Annotated in this window: 16 protein-coding genes and 6 tRNA genes; 15 read left to right on the top strand and 7 right to left on the bottom strand. The window is 60.4% G+C overall.

Going from position 1 to position 20,691, the window contains the following annotated elements:
- Positions 1-167: 167 nt before the first annotated feature.
- A complete protein-coding gene (locus K6T12_RS15270) occupies positions 168-2,990 on the bottom strand; it encodes a DUF349 domain-containing protein (protein ID WP_222223738.1) in 2,823 nt (940 codons plus the stop codon).
- A gap of 152 nt (positions 2,991-3,142) precedes the next feature.
- Positions 3,143-3,565, bottom strand: a complete 423-nt coding sequence (locus tag K6T12_RS15275; RefSeq protein ID WP_222223739.1) for a YchJ family protein — start codon at positions 3,563-3,565, stop codon at positions 3,143-3,145.
- Positions 3,566-3,705: 140 nt separating this feature from the next.
- On the opposite strand from K6T12_RS15275, the gene sbcB reads away from it, so the two are divergent.
- Positions 3,706-5,163 carry an exodeoxyribonuclease I gene (gene sbcB / locus K6T12_RS15280; protein WP_222223740.1) on the top strand — a complete coding sequence of 486 codons (1,458 nt, stop codon included), beginning with the start codon at positions 3,706-3,708 and terminating at the stop codon, positions 5,161-5,163.
- Positions 5,163-5,639, top strand: a complete 477-nt coding sequence (locus tag K6T12_RS15285) for a hypothetical protein (RefSeq protein ID WP_222223741.1) — start codon at positions 5,163-5,165, stop codon at positions 5,637-5,639. Before sbcB ends, K6T12_RS15285 begins: the two co-directional genes overlap by 1 nt.
- Before the next feature lie 203 nt (positions 5,640-5,842).
- On the opposite strand, the gene K6T12_RS15290 is transcribed toward K6T12_RS15285, so the two are convergent.
- The gene (locus K6T12_RS15290; protein ID WP_222223742.1) at positions 5,843-8,695 is read right to left on the bottom strand and encodes an insulinase family protein; all 2,853 of its coding nucleotides are present in this window, start codon (positions 8,693-8,695) and stop codon (positions 5,843-5,845) included.
- Between the two features lie 320 nt (positions 8,696-9,015).
- On the opposite strand from K6T12_RS15290, the gene K6T12_RS15295 reads away from it, so the two are divergent.
- The 4 genes from K6T12_RS15295 to K6T12_RS15310 are packed head-to-tail and all read left to right on the top strand — an operon-like array spanning position 9,016 to position 12,938.
- On the top strand, positions 9,016-9,399 hold the full coding sequence (locus K6T12_RS15295; RefSeq protein WP_222223743.1) for a DUF6394 family protein: 384 nt from the start codon (positions 9,016-9,018) through the stop codon (positions 9,397-9,399).
- Between the two features lie 25 nt (positions 9,400-9,424).
- Positions 9,425-11,128 (top strand): potassium channel family protein, encoded by a 1,704-nt coding sequence (locus tag K6T12_RS15300; protein ID WP_222223744.1) that lies wholly within the window; start codon positions 9,425-9,427, stop codon positions 11,126-11,128.
- On the top strand, positions 11,128-12,033 hold the full coding sequence (locus K6T12_RS15305) for a DMT family transporter (protein ID WP_222223745.1): 906 nt from the start codon (positions 11,128-11,130) through the stop codon (positions 12,031-12,033). Before K6T12_RS15300 ends, K6T12_RS15305 begins: the two co-directional genes overlap by 1 nt.
- Positions 12,033-12,938, top strand: a complete 906-nt coding sequence (locus K6T12_RS15310) for a Tim44 domain-containing protein (protein ID WP_222223746.1) — start codon at positions 12,033-12,035, stop codon at positions 12,936-12,938. Before K6T12_RS15305 ends, K6T12_RS15310 begins: the two co-directional genes overlap by 1 nt.
- Positions 12,939-13,633: 695 nt before the next feature.
- Here the strand turns inward: K6T12_RS15310 and K6T12_RS15315 are convergent.
- Complete coding sequence (locus tag K6T12_RS15315) at positions 13,634-14,008, bottom strand: hypothetical protein (protein WP_222223747.1); 375 nt, start codon at positions 14,006-14,008, stop codon at positions 13,634-13,636.
- 188 nt (positions 14,009-14,196) lie between these two features.
- Positions 14,197-15,411, bottom strand: a complete 1,215-nt coding sequence (locus tag K6T12_RS15320) for a pyridoxal phosphate-dependent aminotransferase (RefSeq protein WP_222223748.1) — start codon at positions 15,409-15,411, stop codon at positions 14,197-14,199.
- Between the two features lie 202 nt (positions 15,412-15,613).
- On the opposite strand from K6T12_RS15320, the gene msrB reads away from it, so the two are divergent.
- A complete protein-coding gene (msrB, locus tag K6T12_RS15325; protein ID WP_222223749.1) occupies positions 15,614-16,051 on the top strand; it encodes a peptide-methionine (R)-S-oxide reductase MsrB in 438 nt (145 codons plus the stop codon).
- Positions 16,052-16,054: 3 nt separating this feature from the next.
- On the top strand, positions 16,055-16,723 hold the full coding sequence (locus K6T12_RS15330; RefSeq protein ID WP_222223750.1) for a DNA-3-methyladenine glycosylase I: 669 nt from the start codon (positions 16,055-16,057) through the stop codon (positions 16,721-16,723).
- Positions 16,724-17,063: 340 nt separating this feature from the next.
- Here K6T12_RS15330 and K6T12_RS15335 read toward each other — a convergent pair whose 3' ends face one another.
- Positions 17,064-17,627: a YajG family lipoprotein gene (locus K6T12_RS15335; protein ID WP_222223751.1), complete on the bottom strand. Its 564-nt coding sequence runs from the start codon at positions 17,625-17,627 to the stop codon at positions 17,064-17,066.
- A 3-nt stretch (positions 17,628-17,630) separates the two neighbouring features.
- Positions 17,631-18,191, bottom strand: coding sequence for a SecY-interacting protein (gene syd / locus K6T12_RS15340; RefSeq protein WP_222223752.1), 561 nt, complete (start codon positions 18,189-18,191; stop codon positions 17,631-17,633).
- 276 nt (positions 18,192-18,467) lie between these two features.
- Between syd and K6T12_RS15345 the strand changes: the two genes are divergently transcribed.
- From K6T12_RS15345 to K6T12_RS15375, 7 genes are all read left to right on the top strand, one after another.
- Positions 18,468-18,544, top strand: a tRNA-Asp gene (locus K6T12_RS15345).
- A 64-nt stretch (positions 18,545-18,608) separates the two neighbouring features.
- Positions 18,609-18,684: transfer RNA gene (locus K6T12_RS15350), tRNA-Val, on the top strand.
- A gap of 4 nt (positions 18,685-18,688) precedes the next feature.
- A tRNA-Asp gene (locus tag K6T12_RS15355) sits at positions 18,689-18,765 on the top strand.
- 49 nt (positions 18,766-18,814) lie between these two features.
- Positions 18,815-18,890 (top strand) — tRNA-Val (locus K6T12_RS15360).
- Positions 18,891-18,894: 4 nt separating this feature from the next.
- Positions 18,895-18,971: transfer RNA gene (locus K6T12_RS15365), tRNA-Asp, on the top strand.
- Between the two features lie 243 nt (positions 18,972-19,214).
- Positions 19,215-19,290: transfer RNA gene (locus tag K6T12_RS15370), tRNA-Val, on the top strand.
- A 335-nt stretch (positions 19,291-19,625) separates the two neighbouring features.
- Positions 19,626-20,522, top strand: a complete 897-nt coding sequence (locus K6T12_RS15375; RefSeq protein ID WP_222223753.1) for a GGDEF domain-containing protein — start codon at positions 19,626-19,628, stop codon at positions 20,520-20,522.
- Positions 20,523-20,691: the final 169 nt, after the last annotated feature.

A 20,691-nucleotide genomic window follows, 5' to 3' on the forward strand; every position in this document is an offset into this window, starting at 1 on the left:
CAGCCACTTTCGTGTTGCCGACAAGGCGAGAGCGGCGTTATCCCCGGGCATTAAAGAGCTGCCCATGCCGCTACCCCGTGAGAAAGAAAAATGCCAGTCAGTTGGCTTAACTGACTGGCATTAACCGGATGGTCGCGTTTTTTGTTCAGCGGTTAAGAAAGACGGTCTTAGAACGCCTTGGCCAGCAGCCGGTCGAAGCGTTCGTTCAGCGCCTCGTGGTAGCTGGCGAAAGGCACGCAGAGCCGTTCGTACTCCAGTCGCTTGATATCGGCCATCTCGTAGCCCTCTTGCTGCTGGACCAGCGCCTGTTGCAGGCGTTGCATCTGGTATTCCAGCCGCAGCGCCTGGTCCTGTTCCGGCGACGGTTCGCCGAGCAGGATCTCCAGCCGGATACAGAGCTGGCGCATGTCCGCTTCCCGGCTGTTGACCTCTTCGGCCAGCGGGGTCGGGTCCTCGGCCAGTTGGCAGAGCAGCTGGAAGCGCTGCTGCATTGCCGCCGCATAAGGTTTCGGCAGCGCCGGTCCCTGCTGCCAGGCCTGTTGCACTTCAGCCAGATGTTCGCCAGCATCGCCATCCAGCAGGGCTTCTTCCAGCTGTTGGCAGAGCACTGCGCTGCGTTGCAGGGCCAGGTATTGGTCGCCCATCAGGCTTTTCAGCTGGTCCAGCTGGGCGTGCAGCAATGCGCTGAGCTGCTGGTAATGCTTCTGCTGGCTGGGATTGAGCGAATTCTCGTGGTCGCACAGCTGCTGATATTCCAGGTCGCACTGGTTCAAAGACTGTTCCAGCTGCAGCGGTGCGTTGCGCTGTTGGCGCAGCTGCTCCAGCTGTTGGCAGAGTTGTTCCAGCTTAGTGCGATCGCCGCGACGCTGTTCGCGCTGCGCCTGCTGGCTCTGGTGACGCTTCTCGAACAGCGCGTTGCAGTGGCCGCGGAACTCGCTCCACAGCCGGCGTTCCTCGGTGCGGAAGGTGGTGCCGGCCTCTTTCCACTGCTGCTGCAGCGATTTTGCCTCATCGGTGGCGGCCGCCAGATCTTCTGCCTCGAGAAGTTCGGCAGCGCGGGCCAGCAACCCCTCCTTGATCTCCTGGACCGCCTTGCGGTGCGCCTTCAGCTTGCCTTCCAGCTGGTTGATCAGCTTGTTGAACTGGCGTTGCAGCTCTTTGCCGGGGCCACGATCCACCGGGCTGTAGCGACGCCACTCCGCCTTGGCGGTTCGGGTGATCTCTTCGACCGCTTTCCAGTCCGGTTGCTGCCAATCGAGCTGTTCGGTGTAGTTGTCGAGCTGCTCGACCATCGCCTGGCGCTTGACCAGGTTTTGCTGGCGCAGTTCGCGCTGTTCGGCGTAGTAGGCGTCGCAGGGCTGGTAAGCGCGGTCGGATGCCGCCTTGAAGCGGTTCCACAGTGTGCGCGAATGAACACTGCCACTGCTGTCCAGTTCACGCCACTGCTGCTGCAGTTGGCGGATCTCCTGGGCCAGTTGTTCCGGCGGCAGCTCACTGTCCACCAGGGCTTCCATCTGCTGGCAGAGGGCTTCCCGCTTCGGGGTCAGCGCATAGCCCTGCCAGTCGCGCAGCTCCTGGAGCTCGGCATGCAGCCCCTTGAAACGCTGCGCCTGGGCCGGGGTCAGCAGTTCGCGCTGCTGCTGGATCCGGTTGTGCAGCCGGTCCGCCTTACGGGCTTCGCCGGCGCCGATCAATTGGGCCAGCTCATCCAGTTGTTGATCCTGCTCCGCCTCGCAGCTCTGCTGTTGCTGCTTCAGGCCATCCAACTGTTGTTTCAATTGGTGGTGCAGTTTATGCAATGCTTTCAGCGTAGCGGGCTGCTCAAGGGACTGCGGCCAGTCGAGTTTTTTCAGCCGCTTATCAATCTGCTGCAGGCCGCGCTTGAGGTGCGCAGCGGTGGCGTCTTTGCCAGTCGGCTGCCACTCGTCCAGCATGGTCTGCAAGGCATCCTGCTGGTCAGCGAGGCGCTGTTGGGCCTGTTGCAGGTTCGCCAACTGAGCCAGCTGGCTATCGATTGCCTGACGCTGTTGCGGGCTGGCACTTTCCTGTAGCTGTTGCCACTGCTGGCGCAGCGCTTCGAGTTGCTGCTCGGTCAGCGGATCGGAAGCGTGCGCTAGCGGGTCGAGCTGTTGTTCAAACTGGCTGAGTTGTTGCTGGCGGGCCTGCGCGGCGGCCTTGGCTTCGGCGGCGGCCTGTTCGGCAGCCTTGATCGCCTGCTGGCGCTGTGCGGCCTGCTGGTCCAGCTGTTGCCACTGCTGCTGTTCGTCCGGCGAGGCGTCCTCGTTGCAGCGGCTCCACTCCAGCTTCAGGCCTTCGTGCTTGGCGCCGAACAGCGGGAAATCTTCGCTGTTGACCAAGTGCTGCATCGACTCCAGCAGCTCCCGTCGGCGCTGCCGACGGCTTTCCGCCTGGCGGGCCTGTTCACGCAACTGCTGAAGTTTGTCGCGGGCGATACGGAACAGCCGCTTGTCCTTGTTGCGGGCTTCCTTCTCGAGCCGCTCCAGTGGCTCGGCGCCGCGCAGCCGTTCGGCGGTACGGTGGCGTAGTTCCATATCGTTGCTCTGCAGGATCAGCTGCAACAGGTCCTGCTCATCATCCAGCTGTAGGCCGGCCTGCTGGCGGATCTGCGGGTCATCGCTGCGCAATGCAAGATGGATCAGCAGGTCGTTGGTATCGATCTGCGGCAGCAGGGCAAGGCGTTGCTCCAGCGGCAGCTGGCCCTGTTCGCCGCTGATCAGCCGGGTGATCCGCTGCAGGGCCACGGTGCGGTTGCGGCTGTCGTTGTCCTCGCGACTGGCGCGCAGCAGCAGATTGGTCTGTTCCAGCCGCTCCAGCGCGGCACGGCGAACCTCGGCATCCTGGTCTTCCAGTGCCAGCCGGTTGAGAATCTCGCTGGAAGAGGGGTCTTGCGCAGACAGCTTGCTGACGGCGCGCAGACGAATCTCCGCGTTACGGTGCTGCCACTTGGGCTTGAAGAATCTTGCTAACATCCAGCTCTTTTCCCGATACTTCCCGGACATTTTGACCGTGGGGCGGTTATTCTACCGGCGTTTTCGTGGGCAGGGGAAGGCTTGACAATGCCGGGAAGCTGGTTATTCAGTCACCATTCACAGGCGCCGCTTTAAACGGGCGTATGATAGGCTCAGATCCGCACTTCCACCTCGCCATCGACGTAATACCAGCGGTTGTCTTCCTTGCGGAAGTTGGAGCGTTCGCGCAGTTCGCCGCGCTGGTCACCGGTTTCGAAGTGGGCCACGAACTCCACCGCACCCCAGTCGTCGTCGGCCGCTCCACGTTCGGTATCCACAACCTGCAGGCCAACCCAGAGGGTGGATTGCACCTGCTCGGCCAGTAGGGCGGCGTCTTCCGGCCGACGTTTCTCCGCCGCCGTGGTTTCGATCAGGTAATCGACCGCGCCCAGTGAAAACGCTGTGTAGCGAGAGCGCATCAACGCCTCGGCGGTGGCGGCAGCCTTAACGCCTTCGATGGCCGGCTCGCAGCATAGGCTGAACGGTTTGTCGGAACCACAGGGGCATTTGCGGCTGATATCCTGATCATGCAGCATCGGAACTCTCCGTTGGATCTTGACTACTGTTCCGGTCGCCCGCATCCGACTGCGTTTGTTGAAACCTCCTGGCGCAGACGGCGGCCACCGCTATCGCGTATTATAGTGCCAGAGACATATTAGGCTTGTAAGAGATTTTCATGGCTGAGACTCCCGAACCGACGTTTTTCTGGCACGATTACGAGACCACCGGTGCCGATCCCCGCCGCGACCGACCGCTGCAGTTCGCCGGTATCCGCACCGATGCGGAGCTGAATATTATCGAGGAGCCGGTGATGTTCTACTGCCGGCCGGCGGAGGATGTGCTGCCGCATCCGGAAGCCTGCCTGATTACCGGTATCACTCCGCAGACCGCACTGAACGAAGGGCTCTGCGAGGCGGAGTTTATCGCCCGGGTGCATGCCGAACTGTCCCGGCCGGGCACCTGCGGGGTGGGTTACAACAGCATCCGCTTCGATGACGAGGTAACCCGCAATACCCTGTACCGCAATTTTTACGACCCCTATGCCCGTGAATGGCAGAACGGTTGTTCGCGCTGGGATATCATCGACATGTTGCGGCTGACCCGGGCGCTACGACCCGAGGGGATCAACTGGCCGAAATACGAGGATGGCACCCCCAGCCTGAGGCTGGAGGATCTGACCGTCGCCAACGGTATCGACCACGGCCAGGCCCACGATGCGCTGTCTGATGTCTATGCCACCATCGGCATGGCCAAGCTGGTACGCGAAAAGCAGCCGAAATTGTTCGATTATGTACTGAATCATCGTGATAAGCAGACCATTCTCGGCCTGCTCGATGTGGTCAGCCACAAACCGGTGCTGCACATCTCCAGCCGATACCCGACCGACTGGGGCAACGCGGCGATCGTCGCGCCGCTGGCCAGCCATCCGGTCAATAAGAACGGGGTGATCGTCTGGGATCTGCGGATCGATCCGACACCGCTGTTCGAACTGCCGGTCGAGGAGCTGCGCCGTTTGCTCTACCTGCCGCAGGCGGAGCGTAGCGAGTCCGATCCGAAGATCGCCATGAAGCAGGTGCATGCCAACAAATGCCCGATCATCGCGCCAGCCGGCATGTTGTCGAAGGTCGAGGCCGACCGGCTGCAGATCGACGGTGATGTCTGCCGCACCCATCTGAAGATGCTGCGTGGTTTCTCCGGCTTGGCCGCCAAGGTGATGGAGGTTTTCGCCGACAACCCGTTCGAGACCGACAGCGACCCCGACCTGATGTTGTACGGCGGCGGCTTCTTCGGTCAGGCCGATAAAGCGGCGATGGCGCAGGTGCGTGACTGTCCGCCGGATGCGCTCGGTGAGCTGGCGCTGGCATTCCAGGATCCGCGGCTGGAGGAGATGCTGCTGCGCTACAAGGCGCGCAACTATCCGCACACCCTGATCGATGAGGAGCGCCAGCAGTGGGAGGAGTACCGTAAACGCCGCCTGCTGGGGCCGGACAACAGCGGCCACCTGACCATGCCGGAGCTGTTTGCGAGGGTCAACGAGCTCTACCAGGACCCGCAGCTCAGCGACCGCGATCGCCATATCCTCGAGGAGTTGGCGATCTACGCCGAATCGATCTATCCGATGGACGAGTTCTGATGCAACGACCGCCGCGCCGCCTGACAATCGTGGCCTGCAGCCTGCTGCTGTGGCCTGTATTGCCGGTGGCGGCGGCGGTGCCTGATGAGTCGGTCGAGGATATTCCCTATCGCTACGTGACATCGGACGGCCCCAGTACCCGGATGCGTAATGGCGCCACGGTCTATAAGGACAAGCCGCGTGGTGAGTTTGACGACGAGCCGATGACCGAGATTACACCACGCTTTACGGCTAAGCCGCCGCCGGAGCCGATGGTGATCCCCTATGCGCCGCTGGAAGATATCGAACAGGGCCTGGTGACCGATCTGCGTCGCAAGGAGTTGAAGGGGGAGGACAAGATCTTCCGCCAGATCGCCCGTGACGTGATCAAGGCGCGTTGCTTCCTGCTGGGGCAGGATTGCGACAAGGACCCGGATATAGAAGAGAAGCGCCGCGAGATGCTCTACCCGCCGGCTCCGCCACCGCCCGCGCCCTAACTTGTGTTCATCGCGCTTTAGCGGGACAACCTCGAACCCGTGGATGGCAGAGGAGTGATCAGGCCTGCCAATTCACCTGGTCGCGGCTGAAGCCCCTGCTACAGAAGCCCCTCCTGCAAGGTCTGCCCACTCATTCGAGATATAAAACGCCAGGCCCCCGCTAATCAGCGGGGGCCTGGCGGGCATGGGATGGCGCCGGGTGATCAGGCGCCCGGCATAAAGGACTGGCGGGCCTTCAGGGCGTCGATTTCGGTGTCGCACTTCTTGGCGACTTCGCGACTGGCGACTTTCTGCAGGTGTTTCTGGCCGAAGCTGCGCACCGTCAGGCGGCGCTCGGACATCCCCTGGTAGCAGTTGACCAGGTCTTCGATTTTCAGATCGTTCACCGCCTGCACCAGCTGCTCGCGGCTGTTGAAATCATCGGCCTGGCGGTCGATCTCGCGCCAGTAGCGGTCACTGCGCTCGGCCAGGCTGTTCTCCGGTTTCATGATCCGCGAGATCAGGCTGCGCTTGTAACGCTCCAGCTCCGCCTCATTCATGGTCAGCAGGCTGTCACGCATCTCCCCCATGAACTGGTCGATATGAGTTTCCAGCTGCAGCGGGTCGGCGACCGGTGACTGCACCACGAACGCCAGGCCCGGTGCCTTGCGGAGCTGGATCGGGGTCTGGAACACCACGTAACCGAGCTGCTGTTCGGTGCGCAGTCGGGTATAGAACGGCGAAGCCATCAGCTCGCTCAACAGGGCGAACTGGGCGCGGGTCTTCAGCTCGGTATCCTCGCCCTGGAAATAGACGCTGATGGCCGAGTCGTTATGCTCCACTTCCAGTGTCTGCACCAGGTGACGCTCCTTCGGCAGCTGGAGTACCGGTGGCGGCGCCAGGGCGGTCTGCTCGCGGCCGCGATGCAGCTCGTTCTTGACGGTCATCGCCAGGCCCACCGCATCCTTCTGCTGCAGGTTGCCGTGCGCCAGCAGACGCAGTTCGGTTTTCGCCAGCAACTGCGGGATGAATGCCTGCAGATCGCTTAGCTGGAGATCGTTCAACGCTTCCAGCTTCTGTTCGACGGTCCACTCCGGCAGCAACAGCTGCATGATCTCTTTGGTGGTCTGGTTGAACGGTTTCTCTTTCTGGCTGTTGGCCAGCGATTCGGCATACTGCTGCTTGACGATGGCGAAGCGTTCTTGCGCCAGCTGCGGCTTGTTCAGCGCGGTGACCACCTGCTTGAGCAGCAGGTCCTGCTTGTCGTCAAAGCCGGAGATGCGCACGCTGACGCCGCTGAGGTGCGGGTAGATCCGGGTGTTCAGGCCGGCCATCGCAGCATCGTACAGGGTGCCGTTCAGCTGGTCCTCCACCATCCGGGTGTAGAGCGCGGTCAGTACCGCATCGCGGGCATTACCGTTGGCGCGCTCGGACATCACCGAGAAGTAGAAATCACTTTTCGGGGTGCGGAACTCGGCGTCCTGCTGGTGCCACAGGGTCATACCGACCTGTTGCAGGATCACCTCCGGCTGCTCTGTCGCTTCCTCGATCGGCTTCAGTGCCAGGTCTTCCGCCAGGTAGGGGTTGGTCGAACGTACCGCCAACTGGTGCTCCAGATGGCTGCTCTTCAGCGCCGCCAGCGCGGCATCGTCCAGCTTCTTGAGGCTGAACGGAGCCTTGAAGTTGGGGCTCTGGCGATCGGTCGCCTGGTCGTTGGAGACCAGGGTCAGCAGCATGTTGTCCGGCCGCATCTGCTGCAGGTAGCCGCGGATCAGGTTGGCATCGAATTTCTCCATCAGATACGGCGCCTGAATGACCTGCTCGGCCGGATAGCGCTGCAGCTGGGTGGCCAGTCGGCCGACGTAATCGATCGCTTCCTGCTTTTCGCTGAACTGGAACTGGATCTGGTTCATGCGGCGCTCTTCGTCGTACAGCGCGGTGTTGATCCCCTCGCGGTCGAGCAGCTGCAGGTAGTCGAAGAACAGCCCGGAAATCTGCTGGTAATGTTTCATCCCTTCCGGGGTCAGCGCCATCTTGACCTTGAAGGTGGCATTGCCCGGCAGGTCGGTGCCGGTATAGGCGGCCAGCCCGGTGGCCCAGCCGCGGGCCTTGAGTTCGGCCAGCAGGCTGCCCTTGCCTTCGTAGCCGATCTGGCTGGCCAGGAAGTGCAGCGGTTTTTCACGCCAGTGATCGCGGATCGACGCCACCGGGAAGGTCAGGCTCAGGGTGCGCCGCTCCTTGATGCTGCGCACGTTGAGCTGCGCCGGCAACTGGTCGGCGGTAAACAGCGGCGATGCATCCTGGTAACGCTCCGCCTGCTTGTTCGGCACCGCGCTGAAACGCTTTTCGACCATCTCTTTCAGTTCTTCCACCGGCTGGCGGCCCTGCACCACCAGGGTCATCAGGTTGGCGGAGTAGTACTGGTCGTAGAACTTGATCAGGTCGTCGCGTACCCGATCGTCGCCATGGTCGGCCAGGCTCTGCAGGCTGCCGACCGAAAAGCGGGAGTAGCTGTGTGCCGGGTTCAGCGCCTGCTTGGCGGCTTCATGCAGTCGGCGGCCGTCGTCGCGCATCTTGGACTGGAACTCGGAGTGCACCGCGTGGCGCTCGCGGTCGACGTACTCGGCGGCGAACAGCGGCGAGATGAAGAACTGCGAGAAGCGGTCCAGCGCCTTGTCCAGGTCGTCGGCGTTGATATCGAAGTAGTAGTTGGTGTTGCCATAAGCGGTGTAGGCGTTATGACTGCCGCCGTGCGAGCTGATGAAGGACTGGTACTCGCCGGCTTCGGGGAACTTTTCGGTGCCCAGGAACAGCATATGCTCGAGGAAGTGCGCCAGCCCCGGTCGGTCGTGCGGGTTGGCGTTGGAGCCGACGTCCACGTCCAGCGACGCGGCGGCCTTGTGGCTGTCGGGGTCCGATATCACCAGCACCTTCATATGGTTCGGCAACGTGAAGCCCAGGTAGCTGCGATGGTCATTGGGGCTCTTGTGGATGCCCGCATGCGCCAGCTTACTGAGGATCAGCAGCAGGGAGATGGCCAGGTAGCGCAGGAGTGAAGGGCGCCGGGTGCGTTGCATGGTGCAGACCTCGTTGTTGTACTTGTTATTCTGGTTTTGCCAGGGCGTCGAGAAAGAACTAGATCTTATATGTATACTCAAAAACTGTCTATTTTTTGGTCAATTGTTAGTTTTTCTAAGAGACTGCGTTTTTATTCTAAAAAAATGCTTTGGGTATCTAAACTGTGACCGTGGATCTTGGCAGAAGGTTCCATTCGTGGCGCCCGGCGCAGGCCGTAGGCTAGAATAGGCCGTCCGCTGAAGCCGCTCCATCGTCTTAGGTTACAAAAATGTTGCAGGCTGAGTGTCCCTATCAGTACCTATAGCCCAGGAAGGATGCCATGAATAAAGAAAAGGTCATATTCGCGTTTTTTATCGTTCTCGCCCTGACCCTTAACTTCGGCTTCTTCCTTGGCGAACTGGAAAATCCCGAGCACCATAACGTGTTCGAGTTCTTTGCGGCACTGGTGGTCAGTATTATCTGCACGGTGCTGAAGCTCGGCGACCGGACCCACCTGGGCGCGCTGATGCTGGCCACCTCGCTGGTTGCCGACCTGCAGCTGGTGGTGGTGGCGCTGCTGTGGGGCTATGCCGAGCAGATCAGCAGCGTCGGCATGACCCCCCATATGATGGCCAGCATCATCTCGATGGCCGGTGGCGCGTTGTTGGCCAACGTCATCTCGGTAATCCTGCTGATGGTGGAAACCATTCTGGTGCGTCGCTGACGGCGGCGGGCCCGGGAGCACCGGCATGAACAATCTGCTCTATATCCTGATGCGGCGGCTGCGCAAGCCGCTGATCACCCTGATCGTGGTCTATTCGGTGTCGGTGCTGGGGTTCGTACTGATCCCGGGGGTCGACGACCAGGGCCAGCCGTACCGGATGAATTTCTTCCACGCGTTCTATTTCGTCTCCTTCATGGGCTCGACCATCGGTTTCGGCGAGATCCCCTACGCCTTTACCGACGCCCAGCGTTTGTGGACCATGTTCACCATCTACGCCACGGTGATCTCCTGGCTGTATGGCATTGGTACTACCCTGGCGCTGTTCCAGGACCCGGTGTTTGGCCGGATGATGCGCCGGCGTCGGTTCGCCGCCCAGGTGCGTCAGCTGCACCAGCCGTTCTACCTGATCTGCGGCTACGGGGTGACCGGCAGCGTGGTGGTGCGCAAGTTGGCCGGGCTCGGTATCCAGTCGGTGGTGATCGATATCAAGGAGTCACGGATCGAAGCGCTGAGCATGGACGACCTGCCACTGCCGCCACCGGGGTTGACCGCCGACGCTTCATTGCCGGATGTGCTCGACGATGCCGGTCTGCAGCACAAACACTGCATCGGGGTGCTGGCGCTGACCAACCGCGACAACGTCAACCTGGCGATCGCCATCGCCAGCAAGCTGTTGGTGCCGCAGCGGATGGTGATCAGCCGCACCGAATCCGATGTGACCACCGCCAACCTGGATTCGTTCGGTACCGACCTGGTGGTCGATCCGTTTTGTGCCTATGCCGAGTACCTGTCGCTGGCGGCCCATGCGCCCTATATGCACCTGGTCTACGACTGGTTGTTGAACCCCTACCACCGACCGCTGTCCAGCGCGTATCGGCGGACCCGGGGGCGTTGGATCATCTGCGGCTACGGCCGGTTCGGCAAGGCCTTGTGCAGTGAATTCGCCGGCGCCGACGTCGAGCTGGTGGTGGTCGATCCCGATCCGCCGGCGCAGAACGGTTTGTCCGCTCAGGTACATGGCATCGGCACCGAGGCGCACACCCTGCGCGAGGCGGGGGTGGAACAGGCGGTCGGTATCGTCGCCGGTACCGGTAACGATGCCGACAACCTGTCGATCATCATGACCGCTCGCGAGCTGAATCCGAAACTGCTGACGGTGGTGCGGCAGAACCTCCGCGCCAACGGCCTGGTGTTCCGCAACTCGCGGGCCGATTTCATCATGGAGCCCGGTCGGATTATTGCCAACCGCATCCTGGCGCAGATCAAGACGCCGCTGCTGCCGGCCTTTATCGAGCAGTTGGTCGATCGCTACGACGATGTCTGGGCGCATACCCTGCTGAACCGGATGAGCAGCGTGGTCGGTGACCAGGAGCTGGCCAGTTGGGCCTACGTGGTGTCGCATGACGGAACGCCGGCACTGTGCGAGGCGCTGGCGGAGGCGCGTAAGGTGACGCTGGCGTTGATGCTGAAGAATCCGCGTGATCGCACCCGCAACCTGCGGGCCTTCCCGTTGTTGCTGCGCCGTGGCGATGAGATGAAGGTGCTGCCCGGCGAACTGCACCGTCTGGAGGAGGGCGATGAAATTCTGTTTTGCGGGCTTGAGGAGGCCAGTCGCCAGATGGATTGGACGGTCAATAATTACAACGTGCTGACCTATCTGCTGACCGGTGACGATAACAGCAACAACCTGCTGGCGCGCTGGCTCAACCGTTCCAACAAGGAGACCTGATGGCTTACCTGCTGCTGACGCTGACCGTACTGTTTTGGGCCGGCAACGTGGTGATCGCACGTTCCCTGCATTTGGAGTTCCCGCCGATCACCTTGGCGTTCTGTCGCTGGCTGCTGGCGTTGTTGATCCTGCTGCCGTTCTGGCTGCCGCGGGCACGCCGGGCGATGCCGTTGTTCAAGCGCCACTTCGGTATCCTGGTGTTGCTGGGGATTCTCGGCGTGGCCTGCTTCAATACGCTGCTCTATCTGGGCTTGCAGAGCACTACCGCCACCAACGGCGCCCTGCTGCAGTCGGCCACGCCGGTGGTCATCCTGCTGATCTGCGCGCTGGCGCTGGGCGAACCGGTCAGCGGCCGGCAGTGGTTCGGCGTGGCGCTGTCGCTGGTCGGCGTGCTGGTGATCATCAGTCGGGCCCAGTTCGGCCAGCTGTTTCAGCAGGGCTTCGGCAGCGGCGATCTGTGGATACTCGCTGCGGTATTGGCCTGGGCGCTTTACTCGATAACATTGCGCTGGAAACCGTTGGAGCTGGATGGCTTTACCTTTCTCGGCTTTACCATTCTGGTCGCGGTGCTGGTGCTGGCACCGTTCATGGTGTGGGAACAGCGTGGCCACCAGGCCTTGCAATGGAATATGTCGATGGTTGGCGCGGTGGTCTACATGGCGGTCTGCCCGTCGATCCTCTCTTATCTGTTCTGGAACCGTGGGGTGGCCGAACTGGGAGCCCCCAGAGCCGGGCTGTTTATCCATCTGATCCCGGTGTTCGGGATGTTGCTGTCGGTGCTGTTCCTGGATGAACAGGTGTATGCTTTTCATCTCGCGGGCATAGCCTTAATATTCGTCGGCATCTATCTTGCGGTGGTGGCGAAAACGCTGAACCGTTTCAAGACCCGGCAACAGGAGTCCTAATGCGTACTTTATTGATCTGCTTGTTATCCCTTTTCATACTGGTTCCTCTCGCGGTCGACGAGGCGGAGGCCGGCAAGCGCTTCGGCGGTGGCTCGTCGCTCGGCAAGTCCTACTCGCCCCCCAAGAAAAGCTTTGCTTCCAGCACCACTCAGCAGAAGCAGCAACAGGACGCCACGACTGCCAGCAAAACCCAGACCGTGACCAAGAAACGTAGCGGTTTCGGTGGCCTGATGGCCGGCCTGCTGGCCGGTGGCCTATTCGGTGCGCTGCTGTTCGGCGGTGCGTTCGAAGGGATCGAATTCATGGACCTGCTGCTGATCGCCGGCATCATCTTCGTGGTCTGGAAGATCTTCAATATGCGCAAGTCGGCATCGGCCCCGCCGGCCTATGCTGCCGGTGGCCAGGGTGGGTATAGCCAGCCGCAACCGATCCGTCCGGAGCCGCTGCAGCCGCAACCGCAACCGCAACCGGTCGCCAAGCAAGCTGCCGAGCCGCTGGCTGGCAATAGCGGTGGTTTCGCCGCGCAAGCCTTCCAGCTGCCGTCCTGGTTCAACCAGCAGGCGTTCCTGGACGGAGCCCGCGAGCACTTCAGCCATCTGCAGGCCGCCTGGGATCGGGCGGACTGGGACGATATCGCCAGCTACACCAGCCCTGAACTGCTGGCGGAGCTGCAGCGCGAGCGGGCCAAGCTGGATGCCGAGCAGCACACCGAAGTGGTGTCGGTGATGGCGGAGCTGGCCAACTTTATCGACAACGGCGACCACGTGGTGGTCAGCGTCAACTTCTACGGTTGGTTGAAGGAAGATGGTGACCAGACCACCGAGTTCAACGAGATCTGGCACCTGACCCGCGATATGAGCGTGCAGAATGCCGACTGGACTATCGTCGGCATCGAACAGCCCTGATCGGCTACTCTATAAACCATAAAAAAGCGGCCATTGGCCTAATGCCGATCAGTTAAGCTCATTGAGCCGCTGATTCTGCGAAAGAAAATCCGGAATCCTTAGGCAGGATTCCGGATTTTTTCTTTTCGAAGATTTCAGGGGAAAAGTCGAACTGGACCATATAGGCTGGTAACTCTGGTTGTCGTGCAAGTTGGTGGGAGGCGCGCCCCGCGTGGTCCGGCAATCCGGCGATCTCTAAGCCTGCAGTTTTTATCCAAGTTGGGGTCTTGCCTGCTGGCGCGTTAAGGCGGCCCGCGCAGGGACTACCGCCCTTAACAATCCCGCTTGCCTCCACTGAGCGCCTGATCCTGCGCGCGGCACGATTCATCGGCTGGCAAAAAGAACTCGCTCGTGCCTCGCTCAGACAGCTTTTTGCCTGATCGCCGCTGTATCGAACCGAGCTAGGGAGCGGCCGGCCAGGTCGCTCAGAGTCGGCGTAGACAGGGGGGCCAGCGGCAAGCTTATGGCTAACGTAGAGATTTCCTAACAAGCAGCGAAGAAACAAAAAAATGCCAGTCAGTTGGCTTAACTGATCGGCATTAGCCATTGGCCGCTTTTTTGTTTTGTATGATTTTCCACCGTTGCAGCTGTGAGAGCCCGGTGTTTTGCAGGCGTGGTTCCGGCCGCGTAATCGCGACCGGACAGGGTTGCAGAACTTACTCTTCGCTGTTCAGCACCAGCTTTTCGATCTGGCCGCGCAGTTCGTCGTACTGGCCCATCTCTTCCGGCATAAAGTACAGCTTGTAGTAGCAGCGCTCGACCAGCCGGCCCTTGTTGCCCTGGATGCTCTCCTTGTAGGAACCGTACAGGTAGCTCATCTGCAGATGGATTACCCGGGTGTAGGGCGGCACGTTGAACTCGTGATTTTCCAGGTCGTAGCGGGTCTTGGTTTCCTTGATGGTGTAGAAGGAGACCTCGGCGACATGGTTCAGGTTGATCAGGAAATTGGAAGTGACCGGGACCAGGTGGCGTTTTTCCAGTCCGTTGTGTTCCATGTAGATGCCGCAGTTCTTTCTGATCTTGATAAACATTGCCCTGTCCATATGCAGTTAAAGAAACTCAGCATAAGGCGTGGCGCGAATGACGCCAATACCCTGTTGCGAAGTTCTCTGGCGTGAGTGATTTGAACGGGCGGATTTTATGGCAGTCGGATGACCGTTTTATGACAGGAGAGGGGGGCGAGGGCGGCGGCTTGGCGCGCCGCCCTGCACGCCGGCGCTTACTGGCTGTAGTTCTTCAGGAAGGCGCCGATCCGTTCGATCGCGTCGCTCAGTTCATCTTCGCGCGGCAGGAATACGATGCGGAAGTGCTGGGTGTCGGGCAGGTTGAAGCCGGAACCCTGTACCACCAGCACCTTCTGCTGCTGCAGCAGGTCCAGCACCATCTTCTCGTCGTTCTTGATCGGGTAGACCTCGGGGTCCAGCTTCGGGAACAGGTAGAGCGCACCGTCCGGCTTGGTACAGCTGACCCCTGGAATTTCGTTCAACATCTGCCAGGCGCGTTCGCGCTGCTCGTACAGCCGGCCCTGCGGCACGATCAGTTCCTCGATGCTCTGGTAGCCGCCCAGCGCGGTCTGGATCGCATGCTGCACCGGTACGTTGGCGCACAGTCGCATGCTGGCCAGCATGTCGAGCCCCTCGATATAGTCGCGCGCCTTGTGTTTCGGGCCACTCAGAATCATCCAGCCGGCCCGGAAGCCGCATACCCGGTAGGTCTTGGACAGACCGTTGAAGGTGACGCAGAGCACGTCGTCCGCCAGCGAGGCCAGCGAGGTGTGTTCCACCCCGTCGTACAGGATCTTGTCGTAGATCTCATCGGCGAACACGATCAGCTTGTGTTCGCGGGCGATCTCCAGCAGCCCCTCGAGAATATGCTGCGGATAGACCGCGCCGGTCGGGTTGTTCGGGTTGATTACCACGATGCCGCGGGTTCGCTCGGTGATCTTGCTGCGGATATCGTCGAGATCCGGAATCCAGTTCTCCTCCTCCACGCAGCGGTAGTGGATCGGGTTGCCGCCGGACAGGCTGACCGCCGCGGTCCACAGCGGATAATCCGGCGCCGGGATCAGCATCTCGTCGGTGTCGTTCAGCAGCCCCTGCATCGCCATCACGATCAGCTCGGAGACGCCGTTGCCGATATAGATATCCTCGATCCCGACGTTGGCGATCCGCTTGCGCTGACACTCCTGCATCACCGCCTTGCGCGCCGAGAACAGCCCCTTGGAGTCGCAGTAGCCCTGGGAGGAGGGCAGGTTGTGAATCACGTCCTGAACGATCTCATCCGGCGCAAACAGGCCCCAGGGAGCCGGGTTGCCGATGTTCAGTTTGACGATCCGGTGTCCCTCCTCCTCCAGTCGCTTAGCTTCCTGAAGAACCGGGCCGCGGATGTCGTAGCAGACATTGATCAGCTTGTTCGATTTGCGGATAACTGGCATGTTTTGCGTCCTAGGGTACGGCTGCGGACAGGCCCCGCAGGGCCTCAGAGGCTCTCTGTAGCTGTCTCAGCGCGATAAAAATGGTGCAATATCATACGCCGTTTGGAAACCCAATTGAACTGCCCGCAGCGCAGTTGTCGTAGGCTTAGGGAACCTGTGAACAGGTTCCTTAGGTCTTACTCAATCCGCCAAGGAGTCAGCGATGAATACCCGCCCCGATAAGGTAGTGAAAACAGAACAGCAGTGGCGTGAGCAACTGACCCCGGAACAGTATCGGATCTGTCGTGAGCAGGGCACCGAGCGTGCCTTCAGCGGCAAGTATTACGCGCACCATGCCGACGGCATCTACTGTTGTGTTTGTTGTGGCGAACCGTTGTTCGACGGCGCTAGCAAGTACGACTCCGGCAGTGGCTGGCCGAGTTTCTGGCAGCCGCTGGCAGCCGGGTCGTTGGACAGCCATCAGGACCGCTCGCACGGCATGGTGCGTACCGAGATTCGTTGCGCCCGTTGCGATGCCCATCTCGGCCACCTGTTTCCGGATGGGCCGCAGCCGACCGGGCTGCGCTACTGCATCAACTCCGCGTCACTGGATTTCGAAGCGGCCGAACAGGCTGGTAACGAGGACGATAAGGAAAACTGATCGATGAAGTCGTTTGGATGGTTATACGACCATGTCGCCGCTCACAAGGCCGGCGAGGATATCGAAGCGCTGCTGCCGCAGCCCAAAACGGATCAGCAGCTGGCGGCCACCCCTGATGACCGGTTGTTGTCGGACCTGACCCGGCGGGTATTCCGGGCCGGTCTGAAACACTCGCTGGTGGATAGCAAGTGGCCGGCGTTTGAACAGGAGTTTTTTGGCTTCGACCCGCAAAAAATAAGCCTGATGAGCGACGAACAGCTGGAAAAGCTGATGCAGAATGACCAGTTGATCCGCCACTTCGGCAAGATCAAGGCGACCCGTGCCAACGCGCTGATGGTCACTGAGCTGGCGTCGAAGCACGGCAGTTTTGCCCGCTTTCTGGCCGATTGGCCTGCCAGTGAGATCATCGACCTGTGGGCGTTTCTGAAGAAGCATGGCGCCCAGCTCGGCGGCAACTCCGGCCCTTCGTTCCTGCGAATGGTCGGCAAGGACACCTTCCTGCTGACCGACGACGTGGTGGCGGCCCTGAAAGCGCAAGGGATCGTCGACAAGAAACCGACCGCCAAGCGTGACCTTCAGCGGGTGCAGGAGGTGTTCAACCAGTGGCAGCAGGAATCGGGCCGGCCGCTGTGCCAGATTAGCCGGCTGCTCTCCTACAGCGTCGGTTGGTAAATGGGGGGGGATCGTAAGCGGCAAGCGTTGGATCACCTGAGGTCTTGCCGCTTCGGGAGTCAACTCTGGTCGCCCGCAGAGCGGGCTGCTGCGGCAAAGCCCTGTAGGGCGCCACCCGGGGCGCCATCGCCGCAGGTGGTTGAAAATGCCTGTCGGCGTTTGGCCGGCCAGGCCTGCCCGGCCGGGTCCGGCCCTACATTGGCATCGAAGAACCAGCAGCAACGCCAGCCACAAAGGCTGTAAAGGGCTGTTGTGGCCGGCCTCGAGAGAGGGTGCCTACAGGGAAATATCCTGATTCGCAGCCCGCTCCGCAGGCGCCCCGTAACCCTCGTTACTGAAATCAGTGACTGCGCAGGAACTCGGCCAGCTGCGGATCGTTCAATGCCCGTGTCAGTGTTTGTTGCAGCAGCTTGTTGATCAACTCCTCGTTATCCGCCGGGGTCGGCGTGCGCAGGAACTCCTCGCTCAGCTTGGAACCGTAGCTGCCACTGTAGCCTTCGCCACTCTGGCCTGCGTTCAGACGCAGTTTGATCGCCAGTGCCACCGTCTGCTTGACGCCCTTCTGGGTTGCTTCGTAACTAAGCTCGTCCAGTAGCAGTACCAGTCGGGGGCCGCCGGGGCCAAAGTTGCTGATGCCGGCACTCTGCAGGGCGTGCTCCAGGGCGTGTTCGAGCATGGTTTCCGCACCACTCAGGGTGATCGGCGCACGATTCTTGAATTTGTCGATCCGTTCGCCGACCGTGCGGTGGGCGCGTAGATCGCGGACCTCCAGTTGGACCTGCTTGTCAGGCAGCGGTTGTTTGATCTCTACCTCCGGGTGCAGCGACAGATTCTGCGACGGCAGGCCGCTGCAACCAGCTAACAACAGCGCCAGCGTGGCGCCGGCCAACAGTGATTTACGCATCGTTTACTCCTTGAATTCCATCGGTTCCACCGTTGCCAGGAAGTCGGCCAGGGAATCGGCCAGCTTGCGCAGCGGCTTCTTGCCCGGTTGCTCCAGCCAGACCTCGCCGCTCTGGTTATCGATGCTGAGAAAGTAGTTGCCATCCGGTTCGGTGGTGGCGAAGAACAGGGTCAGTGGCTGGCGTTGCTTCCGCTTGGCCAGTGCGTGGCCGATCAGGTTGCCGCGCAGACGCTCCATATCGTCCGGGTTCCAGACTTGCAGCAGGCTTAGTTCGCCGTCCGGGCATTGGGCCGGCAGCGGATCGGACCAGTAGCGGCAGTAATAGGCGACCAGGTCCGGGTGAATCGGTTGTTCCAGTGCCGCGGCCAGCCGCGCGAACATATCCTCGCTGTCATCGCGGCGCACCGGCCGCCAGGGCACGGGCTGCCCGTCGTCTGCTTGGTGCAGGTAGCAGGCAGAGGGCCAGTCGTTGTCGTAGGCTGTCTGCGGCGGTTCGGGATTCAGCTCTGCCAGGCGGTCGATCAGTCGGTCGAGCTGGCCGGTTACGGTCGAGGTGTCGGACATGGGGGATAGGGCATATTGAAATCGATAGTGAGGCCTTAACTCTATCCGTTAGCCGGCGGTTGATAAAGCCATTCACAAGGGAATCCACGCGTGACGTGGGGGCTGTGTCGGAAACAGGCCGGACTGGCACCGGAAAGCAACGGGCTGTTCGAAAAATATCCGTTTGCCCGGCGCCAAAATCTTTTTGAAAAAAATGTGATAACCGTTTGACAAGGAAAGCAAAAGCCGTAAAATGCGCACCTCGTTACAGGGCAGTGCCTTGTGACGAAGCACAGTGGAGCGGTAGTTCAGTTGGTTAGAATACCTGCCTGTCACGCAGGGGGTCGCGGGTTCGAGTCCCGTCCGTTCCGCCACTTACTTCAGTAAGTCTTCTCTGTTCAAGGTGCCGAATAGAGTCGTAACAAAGGCCATCGCATTGGGCGTATAGCTCAGTTGGGAGAGCGTCTGCCTTACAAGCAGAATGTCGGCAGTTCGAGCCTGTCTACGCCCACCAATGCGGAGTGGTAGTTCAGTTGGTTAGAATACCTGCCTGTCACGCAGGGGGTCGCGGGTTCGAGTCCCGTCCATTCCGCCACTTCTCTATTCAATGTGCCGAATAGAGTCGTAACAAAGGCCATCGCATTGGGCGTATAGCTCAGTTGGGAGAGCGTCTGCCTTACAAGCAGAATGTCGGCAGTTCGAGCCTGTCTACGCCCACCAATGCGGAGCGGTAGTTCAGTTGGTTAGAATACCTGCCTGTCACGCAGGGGGTCGCGGGTTCGAGTCCCGTCCGTTCCGCCACTTACAGTCAAAGGTGAAGGGTTATCCCTGCCTGTCATCTTTCACCGGCACGGCCCACAGATTCATTTCTTTCATACCGTCCCTTCTTTGAAAGCCGTAGGATTAGATACCTGTCTGCCATCTATCACTGGCAACAGCTCACAAATTCAATTCTTCCATTCCGTCCGTCACTTCCTGATAACAGCAGATCTGATATTGATCGCCCCGTCACTCATTGCTATAAAGTCTGAGTGATACAGTGTTGGGCGTATAGCTCAGTTGGGAGAGCATCTGCCTTACAAGCAGAGGGTCGGCAGTTCGAGCCTGTCTACGCCCACCAACCTTTTCTCATTTTTCATACTCCATTTCCGTTTAGAATTAGTTGACTGCCCGGCAACTCAACTCAACTCATCTGTCATCTTGCTATCATTTGGCCGTATTACTCTTCGTGCAATTTCTGGCCATGCTCCGCCGCTTGGGGGGTAATGGGGTGTTGGGGGGATCGGCGGAAGCTGCGGAAACGGCTGAGGACGAGGTGCCCCGGATTGGGGGATTAGCCATTGGTGCTCTTCCACTTCATCGAAAGGGGCGATATAGTCGTTCGGTTATCTGATCGTTTTTTAAGCTTCTTTCATCCCCAGGACTGGTCGCTGAGTTTTGCAAAAACGGATCGCTATGAATGACATTGATGTCGCCACACTGACCGAGCTCTGTCCGGACCCGGTTATCGGAGTGGATCGTCGAGGGATAATTACCATCTTTAACCCGGCTGCCGAGCAGCTGCTGCAATACCGCAGCGACGAGGTGGTGGACAGGATGAGCATTGTCGATATCTACGGCAGCTTTGAGCGCGCCCGAGCTATCCGCCAGCTGATGGATGGCGAGCAGTTTGGCCGGCCGGGCCACGTGGAGGGCTACGAAACCGAGTTGATCGGCAAGGACGGTCGGGCAATTCCGATCCGCCTGTCGGCGGCCCTGGTTGATCTGGGCGACGGGGTGCTCGGCAGCATCGGCTTTTTTCACGACCTGACCGCTCGCAAGCAGTTGGAAGCTCGCCTTAGAGAGCTGTCGGTCACTGATGACCTGACCGGTCTGCACAATCAGCGTCATTTCTACGAGATGGTGGAGTCCGAGCTGGAACGTTCACGCCGTTACCGGCGCGCCTTTGCACTGATCTGTATCGACCTCGACAACTTCAAGCAGGTCAACGACCGGCTGGGCCATCTTGAGGGTGACCGGGTGTTGCGCTTTATCGGCCAAGTGGTCAAGCGTGACCTGCGCACCGCCGACCAGGCGTTTCGTTATGGCGGCGATGAGTTCATGATCCTGCTGCCGGAAACCGATCTGTCGGCGGCACAACGGTTGGCGGAACGGCTACGCAACCGTTTCAACGAGTACTCGCCGTACGGCGGCAGCAAGGATGCCAGCGAACGCTTCGAGATTTCGCTGAGTATTGGCGTAACCGATACCGACGGTTATGAAACCGTAGAGGACCTGATCAATCGGGCTGACAAGGCGATGTACGTTGCCAAGCAGGCTGGTGGCGACCGGGCGATCTCGGTCGCCAAGTGATGGTCGGGCCGCGTAGGTCGGGCCGCGCAGGTCGGGCCGCGTAGGTCGGGCCGCGCACACTGGATCTGCCAATCCCCCGTGCCGCGAATGTTACATCTCGATCGAGTCATCAACCTCGTCGTCGTATTCCTCGTCTAGGGTGCTCAACAGCAGTTCTTCCTGGTAATCG

Source organism: Marinobacterium arenosum, from assembly GCF_019795155.1.
GTDB lineage: Bacteria > Pseudomonadota > Gammaproteobacteria > Pseudomonadales > Balneatricaceae > Marinobacterium_C > Marinobacterium_C arenosum.

What these genes read in the sequence shown, in the direction of transcription:
- K6T12_RS15270 (WP_222223738.1), bottom strand. Translation starts at nt 2,990, where the DNA reads ATGTTAGCAAGATTCTTCAAGCCCAAGTGGCAGCACCGTAACGCGGAG.
- K6T12_RS15275 (WP_222223739.1), bottom strand. Translation starts at nt 3,565, where the DNA reads ATGCTGCATGATCAGGATATCAGCCGCAAATGCCCCTGTGGTTCCGAC.
- sbcB (WP_222223740.1), top strand. Translation starts at nt 3,706, where the DNA reads ATGGCTGAGACTCCCGAACCGACGTTTTTCTGGCACGATTACGAGACC.
- K6T12_RS15285 (WP_222223741.1), top strand. Translation starts at nt 5,163, where the DNA reads ATGCAACGACCGCCGCGCCGCCTGACAATCGTGGCCTGCAGCCTGCTG.
- K6T12_RS15290 (WP_222223742.1), bottom strand. Translation starts at nt 8,695, where the DNA reads ATGCAACGCACCCGGCGCCCTTCACTCCTGCGCTACCTGGCCATCTCC.
- K6T12_RS15295 (WP_222223743.1), top strand. Translation starts at nt 9,016, where the DNA reads ATGAATAAAGAAAAGGTCATATTCGCGTTTTTTATCGTTCTCGCCCTG.
- K6T12_RS15300 (WP_222223744.1), top strand. Translation starts at nt 9,425, where the DNA reads ATGAACAATCTGCTCTATATCCTGATGCGGCGGCTGCGCAAGCCGCTG.
- K6T12_RS15305 (WP_222223745.1), top strand. Translation starts at nt 11,128, where the DNA reads ATGGCTTACCTGCTGCTGACGCTGACCGTACTGTTTTGGGCCGGCAAC.
- K6T12_RS15310 (WP_222223746.1), top strand. Translation starts at nt 12,033, where the DNA reads ATGCGTACTTTATTGATCTGCTTGTTATCCCTTTTCATACTGGTTCCT.
- K6T12_RS15315 (WP_222223747.1), bottom strand. Translation starts at nt 14,008, where the DNA reads ATGTTTATCAAGATCAGAAAGAACTGCGGCATCTACATGGAACACAAC.
- K6T12_RS15320 (WP_222223748.1), bottom strand. Translation starts at nt 15,411, where the DNA reads ATGCCAGTTATCCGCAAATCGAACAAGCTGATCAATGTCTGCTACGAC.
- msrB (WP_222223749.1), top strand. Translation starts at nt 15,614, where the DNA reads ATGAATACCCGCCCCGATAAGGTAGTGAAAACAGAACAGCAGTGGCGT.
- K6T12_RS15330 (WP_222223750.1), top strand. Translation starts at nt 16,055, where the DNA reads ATGAAGTCGTTTGGATGGTTATACGACCATGTCGCCGCTCACAAGGCC.
- K6T12_RS15335 (WP_222223751.1), bottom strand. Translation starts at nt 17,627, where the DNA reads ATGCGTAAATCACTGTTGGCCGGCGCCACGCTGGCGCTGTTGTTAGCT.
- syd (WP_222223752.1), bottom strand. Translation starts at nt 18,191, where the DNA reads ATGTCCGACACCTCGACCGTAACCGGCCAGCTCGACCGACTGATCGAC.
- K6T12_RS15375 (WP_222223753.1), top strand. Translation starts at nt 19,626, where the DNA reads ATGAATGACATTGATGTCGCCACACTGACCGAGCTCTGTCCGGACCCG.